At 47.5% G+C, this 15694-nt stretch carries 10 protein-coding genes; all 10 read right to left on the reverse strand.

Translation table 11 applies throughout. The features are described from left to right. Positions 1–97: 97 nt before the first annotated feature. Positions 98–2896, reverse strand: a complete 2799-nt coding sequence (locus IEY34_RS02150) for a beta-galactosidase (protein WP_189006862.1) — start codon at positions 2894–2896, stop codon at positions 98–100. A gap of 283 nt (positions 2897–3179) precedes the next feature. Next, complete coding sequence (locus IEY34_RS02155) at positions 3180–4724, reverse strand: response regulator (protein WP_189006865.1); 1545 nt, start codon at positions 4722–4724, stop codon at positions 3180–3182. After that, a complete protein-coding gene (locus IEY34_RS02160; RefSeq protein WP_189006868.1) occupies positions 4702–6537 on the reverse strand; it encodes a sensor histidine kinase in 1836 nt (611 codons plus the stop codon). Before IEY34_RS02160 ends, IEY34_RS02155 begins: the two co-directional genes overlap by 23 nt. A gap of 26 nt (positions 6538–6563) precedes the next feature. Then, positions 6564–7859: an ABC transporter substrate-binding protein gene (locus IEY34_RS02165; RefSeq protein WP_189006871.1), complete on the reverse strand. Its 1296-nt coding sequence runs from the start codon at positions 7857–7859 to the stop codon at positions 6564–6566. Between the two features lie 2435 nt (positions 7860–10294). Beyond that, complete coding sequence (locus IEY34_RS02170) at positions 10295–10471, reverse strand: hypothetical protein (RefSeq protein ID WP_189006874.1); 177 nt, start codon at positions 10469–10471, stop codon at positions 10295–10297. 302 nt (positions 10472–10773) lie between these two features. Continuing rightward, positions 10774–11502, reverse strand: a complete 729-nt coding sequence (locus IEY34_RS02175; RefSeq protein WP_189006877.1) for a nucleoside phosphorylase — start codon at positions 11500–11502, stop codon at positions 10774–10776. Between the two features lies 1 nt (position 11503). Beyond that, entirely contained in the window at positions 11504–12181 is a 678-nt protein-coding gene (locus IEY34_RS02180) for a sulfite oxidase-like oxidoreductase (protein WP_189006879.1), read from the reverse strand. Between the two features lie 15 nt (positions 12182–12196). Beyond that, positions 12197–13120 (reverse strand): ABC transporter permease, encoded by a 924-nt coding sequence (locus IEY34_RS02185; RefSeq protein WP_189006881.1) that lies wholly within the window; start codon positions 13118–13120, stop codon positions 12197–12199. Next, on the reverse strand, positions 13104–14171 hold the full coding sequence (locus IEY34_RS02190; RefSeq protein WP_189006883.1) for an ABC transporter permease: 1068 nt from the start codon (positions 14169–14171) through the stop codon (positions 13104–13106). The genes IEY34_RS02185 and IEY34_RS02190 overlap by 17 nt, the downstream gene beginning before the upstream one ends. Then, positions 14164–15663, reverse strand: a complete 1500-nt coding sequence (locus IEY34_RS02195) for an ABC transporter ATP-binding protein (RefSeq protein ID WP_189006885.1) — start codon at positions 15661–15663, stop codon at positions 14164–14166. The genes IEY34_RS02190 and IEY34_RS02195 overlap by 8 nt, the downstream gene beginning before the upstream one ends. Positions 15664–15694: the final 31 nt, after the last annotated feature.

The raw sequence follows: 15694 nt of genomic DNA on the forward strand, positions 1-15694 counted from the left end.
ACCTGCGAAACGGCGTTGCACGCTTTGGGATGACAAGCGATGTTCCCTCTAGTGATCGGGATGTGGTGGCAGTATCCATGTGTACGCTCCTTTCCTATTATGTAGCAGTGACGGGTACGAAACGCAGCGGTTCCAAGCTTGCATCCGCACTTGTTCCCACGGATTCCAACAGAATGACAACTTCATTGCCTGCTTCGTGATCGTGGAACCAAGGTCCTGGCAAGTAAAAGGATTCGTCGCTGCCTCCTCGGAATATCGGCCTATTCGCTCCGCCTTGCGTCCATAATCGGCCAACCAGATGACCATTAAAGAACACCGTGAGTTTCATATCGCGCCCCTGAACATAAACTCGCCAGCCCAAACCTTGATTGCTGTCATCAAGCTGTCCATACAACCACGAAACAGCTCCAGGTTTCAGCGTTACCGCGCCCTCAACAGGCTGATCTGCGGATTTGCTTATTTGGGCATGGTGCAGCAATTCCCTCTCTTGACCTGCCGCCAATGACCATGATTTCGCGGACCTCCCTTCATAGAGGTTGATATGTCCACTTAGTGCCCCATACGTTTTATCCAGAAAAAATGTCAGTGCTGCTGTTTCGCCCGCTTTAACGTATGGCGTGACATCCAGATAGGGATCAAGCGGATTCACTTGCCCAAGGGAATGTCCGTTGACATAAGCGTAGGCATAGCTGAAATTGCCTGGCGTATGCAGAATCCAGCTATCCGCTTGGTCAGATAGTTGCACCTGGTTACGATAGCAGTGATGTGCCGGTTGATCTGCGGATAACCAGCCGCCAATATTAACCATGGGCCAATGCCGATCATCCAAGTCGATTCGGGCATACTCAGCCTTATCATCCTCTTGCTGAATCCGCTTGAATCGCCAATTGGCATTCAAATCTCTCATTGCTGTAACACCCATAATGCCAGTTAAGCCTTTCAGACTGTTCAGATGCAGGGCTGGCAAATTCGTATCATGAAAGTTGGTGTGTCCCCAAATCTCCACACGCGCCGTTAGCTCAGAATTAGCCTGCATAGACGATGGAAGCGGCATATAATGACTCGATCCTCCTGGCGTGGCCGTACCTAGATATGTTTCACCCAGGTTGAGGGTAACAACATCACTTGCCCGTTGGATAATAAAACCTTGGTAATCCCCAGTCAGCGGGATCGGCAAGTGGGCTTGATACCACGCAAACCCGCGGTAAATCGCATGCTTCTCCAAATAATCGGCGGAATCCCCGATGGAAACCAACTTTTCTGCGAAAGGAATCACAGGATTCACTTCACTTTGCGTCCAGTATATCTCCACTTCACGACTTGCAGAAGACCTTTCAGGATATGTTTCGTGGTGCAGGTTGCCTTCTTCATCTATTCCTTCTAGAAGCAGTGCGCTAGCACGGCTGATTCCGACGATTTCCAAGACTTGACCATCTGCCAATGAAATTGAGCTTCTTGCTTCCTTTTCTACGGATGAAAATGACAAGGTTACACGATATTCGGCCACTTCTTGCTGCGTCATCGTGCCTTCAATTAGCTGAATCTCCGTGTCAAAAGTAAAGCAGATTTCACCTTCGCCCTCCGTGTGAAACAGGAACAACGTTCGATCTGGCAGCTGCTTCACTAGCAGGAGTTCTCCAGTCGCATAATGAAGCGTGCCTCCTGCAACGCCCCAAGCACCGAGCGGAACCTGCAAGGGCAAGATCGGACAATGCCCAGCTATGGCGACAAGTTCCGTATATCGCGGAATCTGCTCTTCGGCGATTTGTAGGAGAACGCTTTCCTCTTGCTCTTTGACATTGGCTAAGAAGAGGAGCTCACCGCCATGTTGCAGCGCTAACCGATAAGGAAGCGAACTCTGGCCCGTTGTACCGATTGCCGCCGGGAAGGCTTCTGCCAAGGAACGACCATACGTCTGAAGGATATGATGCAATAATCTACCTTCGTACGCTTCTTCGCGAATGTGTCCTTCCGGGGTAATCATGCCATGGAAATCGTAATCCGATGTCAAGAAAGACAGGGGATTTCCCCAATTATTAGCCGCATTCGTAAAACCAAAATTCGTTCCCGATGCTTGCAGATAGGGTCCCAGCAACTTGGCCCCTGCTGATAATAACCGGCGAAGCAGGAAGTGCGAGCGATTCGTTTCCGTGACGAGCAGCGGATATCCGCGTTTAGCTAGTTCCCCTCTGTAGAAGAGCACTTTCGCTTCAAATACAGGATCTCGATCATTCGGATAGAAGTTGCAGGTCGGCACGACTTCCTCTGCGAAACCACAGGCTTCATACAAGCCGCCTTGACCCGCACAAGCGATTAATGGAACGCTGATTCCATGAGCTATAGCCATATCCCGCAAGGCCGAGATGTATCCTTTGGGATCCGAGCAAGGATAGAAATCAAGTTCATTATCAAGCTGCACGGCGATAACGGTTCCACCTTGTCCCAGTTCAGACTTCTGTATTTTCGGTAAAATCTGCGCATACCATCTGGCCACATGCTGCAAGAAGTGGGGATCATTATCACGCAAATGCAGGTTCTCTTTGACCAATAAATAGGCAGGAAGCGCCCCCCCATCCCACTCGGAACAGATGTATGGCCCTGGCCTCGCGATCACCCATAAGCCTGCCTCAGCCGCATCCTGCAAGAACTGGGCAACATCCTTTTCCCCGCTGAAATCCCAAATCCCCTCCTCGGCTTCATGGTGATTCCAGGGAAAATATACATCAATGGCGTTATAGCCATACGTCTTCACTTTGAGCAATCGCTCTTTCCATAACGCTCGGGGCAACCGGAAATAAAATAAAGAAGCGCAAAGAATGATCTCGGATTGACCGTTTATTCGCAGCGCATCCTGCGTTAATTGGATGGCAGCTTCTGTGCTTTTGGACAATTGCAATGGAGTACCCCCTATGTTTCGTATGTTTCGTATCCGCCGTCGTTTATGAAACCCGTTTCATTCGTCAGTTGTGTGATTGTTGTTGTCTTAAGGCTAGTATAAATTGAATTAAAAGCGCTTACATTGCAGGAAACTTTAAAATATATAACAAAACGATGAAGATTCCGGTTGGTTTACATAGCAAAAAAGCGGTGAATTCTACTGGAATTCACCGCTTTTTTCCTTCTATTTTTCACTGAATTCTTATACAAATCACAGAACTGTTGGCTTTAATAAGCTTCTTCTAACGTTCGCAGCGATATTCCTTCACGGTTTTGCCTTCCAGCTCCTTAAACACCTTGCAGAAATAGGAAGCCTCTTGAAATCCTGTTTTCTCTGCGACTTCGTACACTTTCATCGAAGCATCCTGCAAAAGCAGCTTCGCCCTGCGAATCCGACAGCGGTTCATATACTCCACGATGCGCATCCCCGTCTCGCTTTTAAATAAATTAGATAAATAATTGCTGCTCAGGTGCAGCACTTCCGCCAATCTGACCACCGTGATATCTTCTGCATAATGCTCTTCTATATAGGCCATTGCGACTTGAATTTCTTTGCGCATACTCGTATTTTCATAGGGATAGGGTCCGAATATTCGTCTGTTTGCCTCCAGCATCAATCGCTTGATCTCGTTTAATTGGGGCAGTGCTTCTAGCAATGTCAACATCTGCTTATATAATTGTTCAACGTGCTCAGAAAACCTATGCCTTTCTAAAGCCGATGTCTTCACCAGAAGGATAATCTCCGTGAGCACATTCTTTAGTTCGCCAAGGGGCGGTTTCACTTCCAGTAATTGATGGAAGAAGAGGTCCACTTGGGTTTCTGCTTCTGCTGCATTCCCACTTCGCATCGCGGCTGCAACGAAATGAACGGAGAGCTTGCTTTTGGCGGATTCCCCCTCTTGAAGCGGCGAGCATGTGTAGGTATAAATTTGCCCAGCGCCTCCATATACGGATTGCGTAAGCGCTGTCTCTGCTTGTTGATAGAGCAACGCCCAGTCCTTGAGACCATATCCGATTGTACTGATTCCAACCGTTGCTTTGCTTGCGTCTTGCAAGCGGTTAAGGAGGAGCGATGCTTGATGCAACGCATCCTCCCTGCATTTGCGTTCACTTCTTTCTTGTGCAGAAGAAATCATCACAACCGTCTTCTGGTTCGTAATCGGAATGGCCAGCGAGATCATCGCTTGCGTTTCTTCTGACGCGGAGTGGTCACCGGAGCGTGGGAATGCCCCGTCGATGACAATCGCGGCTGTCGGACCCTGCTTGAACGGAAACCGCACCGCACACGCTTGGCTTGCTATTTCTTCCGCTGATTCCAGCTCCCCAAGCAGCAGCTTGCGTCCCAATAAACAGCGCATTTCATGCAAATTGGTTTCCCGGATTTGCGCTTGCTTGCGCTGCTCTTGATCCTCCAGAATTTTGCTATTCATAAGCTGCAATAACTGCTGCAGCGTTTCCGGTTCAAGATCATGCTTCAACAAGTAATCTTCAGCACCTAATTTCAAAGCTTCCTTCACGAACCGGAAATCATCGTAGGAACTGAGCGCTACGATTTTGATCGAAGCATCCTTATGCTTAACCTGCTGAATTAAATCAATGCCATTCATCTCTGGCATCGAGATGTCTGTAACAATTAAATCCACATGCTGCTGCTGCAATAGATCCAGCGCATGAACGCCATTGAGCGCTTCGCTCACAATTTGGAAGCCATAATCCTCCCAGCGAATAATCGTTTTAATCGCATATCGGTAAATCGCATTATCCTCAACGATCATGGCGTTCAACATGCTCATTCCTCCTTTGACGATACGGTCGATATGGCATACGCACAATGGCTTTCGTGCCTGCGCCAAGCGCGCTTTCGTAGCTCAGTCCATAATTTTTCCCATAATAAAGTTGAATGCGCTCATTCACATTGTGAATGCCAATCCCAGTTACGCCTGGTACAGACTCTTTGCGGGTGACCGTATTCAATAAATTAGCTGCCTGTTCGTCCGACATTCCGATGCCGTTGTCAGCTACAATCAGAATAAGCTGATTCTCCTGAACCTTCGCGCATACCCGAATGCAACCATTGCCTTTGGACATCTCGATTCCATGAAGGATGGCATTCTCGACCAACGGCTGCAAAATGAAATAAGGCACCTCACACCCCAAGTAAAGCTCCTCTACTTCATATTCCACCTGAAAAGCATCCCCGTAACCGATCTTCTGAATATAAATATAATTATTTAGCTGCACGATTTCTTGCTCTAATGGATGAAATTCGCCTACACGGCGAACCGAAGACTTCAACAGGTCAATTACCGAGGTGACCATGCGTTCTATTTCCAACTGTTGATTCATCCGCGCATACCATTTCACCGTGCCTAACGTGTTATACAGGAAATGTGGATTGATCTGACTCATCAACACCGTGAACTCCGCTTGCTGCTTCGCGATTTGTTCCTTGTACACTGTGGTAATTAATTCATTAATACGCACCAGCATGAAATTAAAACGGACCGCTAAACTTCCAATTTCATCTTTCCCTAACGGAGCAATGCGCACATCAAAATTGCCATCTTCCACTCTTCGCATCGTCTGCTCCAAGATTTTGATATTGCGCGTCGATGATTTGGAAAGCTGTGCAGCAATTCCCGTTGAAATCATAACAGCCAGCACAGAAACCAACAAAATAACTAACACCAGCACCCGCGTATCCGAAAGCAAGACAGACATGGGGATAAAGCAGAGAACCCGCCATTTCAGAGTTGGAGTTCGTTCCTGGACGAATAGATGACTGCCTACTCCTGCATTTTCCACGGTTGCCATCGAAGCATCTTCTTCAGCAAGATCATCCTTGGAACTTAGCAAAATCAAATTGTCCGTTACCGGATCTCCGCCGCCAGCCAGCAATTCATTGTACGGATTGAGAATGGCAACATTGTTTTGCTTGATGATCGAGCTTCCACTTCCGAGGGAAAGGAAATAAGCGGAGTCGATACTGAATACAATCGTCCCCAAACTGCGATCAATTTGACTTATATCCACAAAATTTCTGACGAGCAACAGTTCGTTCCGCTTTCTAAGTGAAGGGGACCATCCCATATCGAGTCCATGATTCGTTAAATAAGCCGCTCCATTCTTCGTTATTTCTGCGGTATCTTTTTGATTTAACGCATGATCGAGTCCTTTTTTATTTTCCCACCAATAGACTTGCCCTTTGCCCGTCTGAATCATAATCGCATTCATATAGGGATTGCCGATGCCGTATTGCGCTAACAAGAATTCCATACGACTGCGAAAAGCCGGATAATTATCGGTGTTTACCTGCTCTCCTTGTTCGGATACAATCTGGCGGATGCTGCTATCGCTCAAAATATACACCGAAGAGGTGAATACCTCCTTGGCTCTATTCTCAATGTTGTCCGATACCTGATGAATAACTTGCATCGAGAGATCTCTTGTATTGGACTCAATGAACTTGGTAGAAGCATAGATAGCAGCACCGCCTATTGCCGTTGAGATAAATAAAATGAGAATCATATTGGATAGAAATAGTTTGGTGCGAATGCGAAAATCCTTGATATGATGCAGACTCCATCCTTTACCAGACACACGTCAACACCCCTTGTCGACTACTCTCATTGAATTGGTTTGCGGATTCGGTCGAAGGCTTGGTCAAGCTCCTCTATACTGGCTTCGACATTGTGATTCCGATCGAGAACAAACTTGGTCAGCGCATTGACGAAAACTTTCTGCAGATCCTGATTCACGAAATCCGTTGACAAGCGGGTCCAATCATAGGTTTGACCCGTTTGGATATAAGTCTTATTCAGCTCAATATAGGTAGGATCGAAATCGCTTGGAAGCCCCTTAATGACAGACAAGGCCTTCTTGTTCGATTGAAAAATCGCCCCGACTTCCTTCGAAGCAAACAATTCGAGTGTTTGCAAGGCGGCTTCCTTATGCGGCGAATGGGGATTGACCACAATTCCTCCCGTTGATTTCAAACCAAATTTGGCATCCTTAGGATTATTCGTGTATGGGAAAGCAAACAACCCCAAATTACTCGCCGGATTTTTGGACTTCACCCCATCCACGGTCCAAGTCCCGTTAATGATCATAGCCGCCCTTCCTTCGGCAAGCAGCAGCTGCGCCTGATTCCAATCGGTTTCAAACGGCTTCAAGTTGACATAATTCAACCGCTCCCCGTATCGTTTCAGAATGTCTTTGAAATGTATGCGATCCTCCGCAAACGTAGTGCGGCCTGCTTCAATATCAGCCATCCAGTTCCGAGCAGACGCATATTGATTCGCTAAAAGATCAGCGGCGATATCCCAAATAATCGTCCAGCTATCCTTATAACCTGCGGCAATCGGAATGATTCCGACATTCTCAAGCGCTTCGCAAGCCTCAAGAAACTGCGCCCATGTGGTTGGCGGGCTGTCAATACCTGCTTTGGCGAAAGCATCTTTGTTGTAAATTACGCCCGCCCCATTAACATCAATCGGCAAAGCCCAGATTCGCCCATCGGCCGACTTCACCCCATTCAGAAATCGCTCATCGATTTGTGCTAGAAATGGCTGCTCGCTTAAATCCATGGCATAGCCGGAGCGAATTAAGTCCTGCGCAGATTCCAGATTATCTATCATATACATATCCGGCATGTTGTTCGAGATCGCCCGCGTGCGCAGCAGGCTCATATAATTCCCGCCATCCACACCTGTAAGCGCGAAGGTATAGATTGGATGCTGTTTCGTATAAAGCTGTGTACCTAACTCCAGCCATCTGCGAGCTCCTTCTTCGTCAAAATGATGGATCCATGTCAAAGTCTGCTCCTTGGGCTGCTTCTTAGGCACAGTTGTCACTTGTTGCGATTGGCAAGCCGTTATCAGCATGGTGATCGCCATCGCTAGCGCCATTAAACGTATTTTCATCTCGTCCACTCATTCCATGATAGCGTTTACAATAGTATAGCGGACAAATCTTATAAAATAAACTAGCCTGAGAATAATAGGCCAACTGCATGATCTGATACCTGCTAACCTCGGAAATGAGCCACTTCCAAGCGACACATCCTTGGGAGGGAACTACAGGACGCTATTTAGGCAAATATCGGGGATACTAGCGTAATTGCGGAACTACAGGGCCTTATATTCAAGAAAAGGGCGGAATTTCCCTGCAAACAGCAGAATAGCGTCCTGTAGTTCCCTCTTACTTGCGATAATTCCACTTTTTTCTAGAATAGCACCCTGTAGTTCCTTTATCTCCGCGCGAGGCAGCTGGGTTATTGTACTATATTAAGAAAAACCTAGCCTGCGGTGGACACCAATCAGAATAACCTAGCCTTCGACTAGGTCACCATGTCAATGAACCTTGAGGCAAACCAAAGCCCCCTAACGAACTCAATACCCTTTATTCGGCCAAAATCGCTCATTCTGAAAATCTAACGAATTCCTGATGCGCTATTTCAAGCAAATGATCACCATTCGGCCAATAAAGTGCCGGGAAGCGCCGATTCCGTTCATTAAATCTCCAAAGTAGCCATTTTCCGGTCTATAAGCATCATACAGTTCCTTAGATGCCCTTTGAGACCGGAAACCGCCGTAGCAAAGAAACCTGCGGTGGACGCACCCAGCCTGCGGCTAGGTTACCCAGTCAATGAACCTTGAGGCCAACCCAAGCCCCCTAACGAACTCAATACCCTTTATTCCGCCAAAATCGCTCATTCTGAAAATCCAATTAATTCCATATCTGCTATTTCGAGTAAATGATCACCATTCGGTCAATAAAATACTCGATAGCGCCAACTCCGTTCATTAAAACTCCAAAGTAGTCATTTTCCGGTCTATAAGCATCATACAGTTCATTAGATGCCCCTTGAGACCGAACAACCTCCAAAGTAGCCATTTTCCGGTCTATAAGCATCATGCAGTTCCTTAGATGCCCTTTGAGACCGGAGACCGGAAACCGCCGTAGCAAAAAAGCCTGCGGTGGACGCACATAGCCTGCGGCTAGGTCACCAAGTCAATGAACCTTGAGGCAAACCCAAGCCCCCTAACGAACTCAATACCCTTTATTCGGCTAAAATCGCTCATTCTGAAAATCTAACGAATTCCTGATGCACTATTTCAAATAAATGATCACCCTTCCGCCAATAAAGTGCCGGGTAGCGCCAACTCCGTTCATTAAATCTCCAAAGTAGCCATTTTCCGGTCTATAAGCATCATACAGTTCATTAGATGCCCCTTGAGACCGAACAACCTCCAAAGTAAAGAAGTCTCGGTGGACGCACCCAGCCTGCGGATAGGTTACCCAGTCAATGAACCTTGAGGCAAACCCAAGCCCCTTAACGAACTCAATACCCTTTATTCGGCCAAAATCGCTCATTTTGAAAATCTAACGAATTCCTGATGCGCTATTTCAAGTAAATGATCACCATTCAGCCAATAAAGTGCCGGGTAGCGCCAACTCCGTTCATTAAATCTCCAAAGTAGCCATTTTCCGGTCTATAAGCATCATACAGTTCATTAGATGCCCCTTGAGACCGAACAACCTCCAAAGTAAAGAAGTCTCGGTGGACGCACCCAGCCTGCGGGTAGGTTACCCAGTCAATGAACCTTGAGGCAAACCCAAGCCCCATAACGAACTCAATACCCTTTATTCGGCCAAAATCGCTCATTCTGAAAATCTAATGAATTCCTGATGCGCTATTGCAAGCAAATGATCACAATTAAGCCAATAAAGTGCCGGGTAGCGCCTACTCCGTTCATTAAATCTCCAAAGTAGCAATTTTCCAGTCTATAAGCATCATACAGTTCATTAGATGCCCCTTGAGACCGAACAACCTCCAAAGTAGCCATTTTCCAGTCTATAAGCATCATGCAGTTCCTTAGATGCCCTTTTAGACCGGAGACCGGAAACCGCCGTAGCAAAAAACCCTGCGGTGGACGCACCCAGCCTGCGGCTAGGTTACCCAGTCAATGAACCTTGAGGCCAACCCAAGCCCCCTAACGAACTCAATACCCTTTATTCGGCCAAAATCGCTCATTCTAAAAATCTAACGAATTCCTGATGCGCTATTTCAAGTAAATCATCACCATTCGGCCAATATAGTGCCGGGTAGCGCCGACTCCGTTCATTAAATCTCCAAAGTAGCCATTTTCCGGTCTATAAGCATCATACAGTTCCTTAGATGCCCTTTGAGACCGGAAACCGCCGTAGCAAAGAAACCTGCGGTGGACGTCAATAAATCAGGGATAAGCCGAGTCACACTCCAAACCCAAAAACAGCCAATTTCCCCAAAAGGGAAATTGGCTGTTTCCTTAAACTATATCAACATAAACAACGAGAAATCAGCGTGCCAATAAGCTTAATTCTTTTTTCTCAAAGTTGAGTCTGATCTCGCCTCGATGATTTCCATCATTTTCTTGATGGATAATTGAATTTGTTCCGAGGAGGGCATAGAAAAACTGCTATAGGTTTGTTTGACAACATCTGTCAATACGGAATCGAAAATTCCATCAAAATGGTCATTCTTCAAGTTCATGATGAATCCCCTCCTTTTTTAACATTATATAGGAAATTTGCACAATCTTATCATAACGCGAAGCGCCAAGAATGTCTGCGCAAAAATAAATTCGTTCTTTTACATATTTCTTACACACTCATGCAAAAAGATGCAATTTTTCACCTACTTTTACATGAGTATGCAAATAAAGAAGCCTTCAATTCCACAATAAAGTGGTTTTGAAAGCTTCTTTAGAATAACTTTGGAGCTATTGCTCCGCGATGAATTCCCTTGAATTACTTGAATCCCTTGAACTCCTTGAACTCCTTGAACTCCTTGAACTACTTGCAATTATGCAATTTGACAACAGCGCGAATCGCAGCGTCTATTTCCCGCTCAACAGCACCGGAAACAACGTCGGTATGCGGATCGTATACTTCGCGCAAATCAGCATCTGCATAGCCGTCCAAGGCAACAATTGCTCCAGCTTGTACGCCGCGAAGCGAAGCAATGACAAACAGCGCTGCAATCTCCATCTCAACAGCCAGGGCGCCCGCTTTTTTGTATTTCTGATGCGGAAATTCTTCAACGCCTTGGAAGAAAGCGTCCAACGTCACGGTAATCCCTTGTTTAACCAGACCCTCTGTCTCACTTGCCGCTTCATACAGAGCTCGAGTCACTTCATGATCCGCGACAGCAGGAAAGCCAATCGGCACCAACTGGCGCGTTAAGCCTTCTTCACGCACCGCGGCAGTGCTGACAACCAGACTGCCTGGTGGCACATCAGCCGAGTAGGAGCCTGCTGTCCCTACGCGAATCAGCGTCTTCACGCCGCCTTTAATTAATTCCTCAAAGCATACCGCTGCGCCTGGCGAACCTACGCCGTGACTGACCACCGTAATCGGAACACCGGCAGATTCACCGACGAACGTCCGATATTCCCGGCTGAAAGACAGTTCGCGGGTGTTGTCTAATTTGGCCGCAATAGCTTGCGCTCTGAATGGATCTCCGCAGACGATCGCATAAGGCGTAAGCTCCTCCGAATTCACTTGTAAAATGGATAAACGCATATTAATCAAAATCCTTTCTTACCCATTCATCCTCGGGTATTGGAATCGCTTCGCCTGAGAATCGCTGCTCCTCGAAGGGGTCAGCAACATTATGGAATCCATTGCGCTCCCAGAACCCTTCGCGGTCCTCCGCCATGAATTCAATACCTTGAATCCATTTGGCGCTTTTCCAGAAATAGCGATGGGGAACAACGAGGCGCAGCGGCCAGCCATGCTTCTGGGTGAGCGGTTTGCCATCAAACGTCATGGCGAGCAAAATATCATCCCCCATTAAATCTTCCAATGGCACATTCGTTTCATAATCATTGTCAGCATGAATCATGACATACTTGCCTTCCGGCTGCACATCCAGCAGCCTGAGAAAATCGCGAAACAAGATGCCTCCCCACACGGTATCCAGTTTGGACCAGCGCGTCACACAGTGAATATCACATACGACTTGTGTCCGCGGCAAAGCCATCAACTGCTCGTAGCTGAATGATTTCTCTTCCTTCACCAAACCGAACACACGCAAGGACCAAGCCGTCATATCGTACTGCGGCACTTCACCTTCATGTAAGATCGGAAAGCGATCTGTCACAACCTGCCCCGGTGGAATTCTGTCCGCAAGCTCAGGCGGAATCTCTACATTCGGAATCTGCATACGCTTGATGCGATCCGCTTTGCTGTCTTTTGCCATTCTGTCATCCTCCTACTATCTGGAACTGCCATTCGCTTTCTGCGCATCTGCCAAGTAATTGCTTTTCCGGAAAAACAGCATCGCAAGCAGCGTTACGACATAAGGCAGCATCTGGGTGAAATGGGTTGGAAGTGAAAAGCCTTGAAGCCGAATGCTGAAGGCATCCATTAAACCGAACAGCAAGCTGGACGCCATGACACCAATCGGATTGGCTTGTCCCAGCATCGTAGCCACAAGAGCGATAAAGCCTCTTCCAGCGGTCATGCCTTCTGTAAACATGGTGACCTGTCCGAGTGAAAGCTGCGCACCAGCCAATCCGCATAGCAGACCGCATAGCAGAACAGCCAAGTACTGCATCCGATTCACCTTGATACCGATACTTTTGGCAGCGACGGGATTTTCTCCCACAGCGATCAAGCGGAAGCCCAAGACCGATTTGAAAAGGAAGAACTGAAGTCCAAACACGAGCACAAACGCTAGATAGACTAGCGGAGAATGCCCGGAGATAATTCCGCCAATGACAGGAATATCCTCAATAAAGGGGATGTTTAATTTGGGCAGACCAATCATATTTTTATCATAGAAAGCACCTTTGACATGAAAAATAGCTTTTAGACAAAAAGCCGTTAATCCTAGGGCCAAAAAGTTAAAAGAGATCCCGACGACGATGACGTTGGCCTGCAAATGAATGCTCATATACGCAAAAATGAGTGAAAAAAGCATGGTCACCGCAATGGCAATTAGAACTGCCACATAGACATTTCCTGTATAGAAATTACCTACGATGGCGGAGAAGGCACCGACCAACACGAAACCTTCCAAACCTACATTGAACAAACCGACTCGCGAACAGATCGCCCCGCCCAGTGCCGCAAGCAGAATGGGCGCAACCATTCGAATCATCGAATTGAATAAAGATACATCAAGAAGATGCTGCATCGCTCTTGCCTCCTTTCCGTCGTTTCCATAGGGTATAGCTGAATTTTGCCGTGACGAACAAGATCAATAGGGACTGAATAACACTGGAAATCTCCAGCGGAATATTCGTATTTCGTTCAACACCCATGCCGCCGGTTTGCAGCGCAGCTAGAAGAACTGCGGCTACAGCCGTGCCAAGCGGATGCGCGCCTGACAGCAAGGTCGCCATAATACCGGACCAGGCATAACCTGGATTGGAAATCATCCCATCCGTGTACCTGTACTGCATACCCAGCACCTCGACGGCTCCGGCAAGGCCCGCGAACCCTCCGCTGACAAACATACTCGTCAGCATCATTTTTCGCCGATTCACCCCGCCATATGCAGCGAACAAAGGATTATAGCCCAGCATCCGGATTTCATAACCCGCTACCGTATATTTGATAAATAAATACAAAAGAATCGCCAGCCCGATCGCAATGATAAAACCCGCATGAATGCTCATCCCTTGAAATAATTTGGGCAGCCAAACCGCTTTATCGACCATCATGGTTTGGGCAAGCGCAGCGGAACCCGTCTTGTCCTTCAATGGATAAGCCACCATATATCCGGCGAATAACGCTGCAATATAATTGAGCAGAAGGGTCGTAATAATCAAATTCATGCGAAATTTGGCGTCCAGCCATCCTGCGAAGGCTGACCAAATGCCGCCTGCCACAATGCCGCCGATGATGGCAACGAGCAATTTCAATAGCGGTGGACCGGGCAAATAGAGAGCAAGCAATGCGCTGGATAGTGCGCCTAGAATCATTTGCCCTTCCGAGCCCATGTTAAAAAATCCGGCGCGGAAAGCGATCGAGACGCCTAACCCCACTAGAATAAGCGGGGTAGCTCGTGTTAGCGTGTTGGTAAAAAAGTAGAAATTGCCAAATGCGCCTTTCCACATCTGCGCGTACGTGTCAGCAACAGAGCCACCAATCAAGACAATGGCGATAGCGCCGCCTGTCAAACCAATCAAAACAGCGAGCAGCGGCTGAATCCAGGCGCTTAGTGGCCATTTACGTTTAAGCATCTGAAACTCCTCCTGCCATCCATAAGCTGATTTGCTCTTCCGTTGCCTGTTCAGCAGATAATTCTCCGGCAATACGTCCTTCGTACATGACCAGAATTCGATCCGACAATTTGAGAATTTCCGTTAACTCTGAAGAGACTAATAAAATGGCTCCCTGTTCATCCCGCTTTCTCAGCAGTTCTTCATGAATCAGCTCCATCGCCCCAATATCAACGCCGCGCGTCGGTTCTGCTGCAATCAGAAATGGCTGATTCTGAGCAATTTCCCTGGCGACAATGAGCTTCTGTAAATTACCGCCGGACAGATACTTGACCTGGGTCTCCTGGGAACCGGCTTTAATCTGAAATTGCTGAATAAAGCGATCGACCATTTGTCGAAGCTCTTTCCCTTGCAGCAATCCAGAACGGCTTCTCGTTTGATGATGGCCCATCGTTCCGTTATCCAGCACGGTGCCTTCCTTCGCCGCTCCCCATTGATACCGATCTTCGGGCACATGCGATAAACCGATCTCTCTAATCTCACGAACAGAGCGGCCTGTGATATTCTCGCCTAATAGCTGTATGACACCTTGCTCGATCGGGAGCAAGCCTGTAATCGCCTGAATCAATTCAGACTGACCATTGCCGGAAATACCGGCGATGCCGACAATTTCTCCGGCCTTAATGTGCAAATTCACCCGATCCAGTACCGGCTTGCCTTTGTCTCCATGAAGGCTAAGGTCCTTCACTTGCAGAACAGTCTTGCCGACCTGTACATCTCGTCTGGCAGACTCCAGCAAATCTCGGCCTACCATCAGCTTGGACAGTTCTTCCACATTCGTCGCCGATGCTTCAAGCGTACCGGTTACTTTGCCGTCACGCAGCACCGTAACCCGATCCGCAATCTCCATCACTTCATGGAGTTTGTGGGTAATGATGATGAAGCTTTTGCCCTGATTGGCCAAACTTCTCATGATCACAAGCAATTCCTTCGCCTCAAGCGGTGTAAGAACCCCCGTTGGCTCGTCCAATATAATGATATCAGCGCCTTGATACAGCACTTTAAGAATTTCTACTCGCTGCTGCATCCCAAGCGGAATGTCTGCCACTTTCTTGTTGGGATCTATCGGCAAGCGGTAGGTGGCGCATAAGGCTTCAACTTGCTTAACCGCCGTTTTGCGGTCAAAGGTGAGGCCTGCCTTCGGCTCATTGCCAATCACAATGTTTTCGGCCACCGTAAAAGAAGGAAACAGCATGAAGTGCTGATGCACCATGCCGATTCGATGAGCAATGGCATCTGTTGGATTCATGAACTGGACCTCTTTGCCATTTAACTGAATAAGACCTTCCGTCGGCTGCTCCATGCCGTACAAGATGCGCATTAAGGTTGTTTTACCGGCGCCGTTTTCTCCGACTAATGCATGAATTTCACCTTGACGCAGCGAGAAATCAACGTTTGAATTCGCGTTTAAAGTGCCATATGTTTTCGTAATTTGACGCATTTGAAGCAGCATGACGGTTATTCGCTCCTCTACCTAGACATGA

This window comes from Paenibacillus marchantiophytorum, assembly GCF_014640555.1.
GTDB lineage: Bacteria > Bacillota > Bacilli > Paenibacillales > NBRC-103111 > Paenibacillus_E > Paenibacillus_E marchantiophytorum.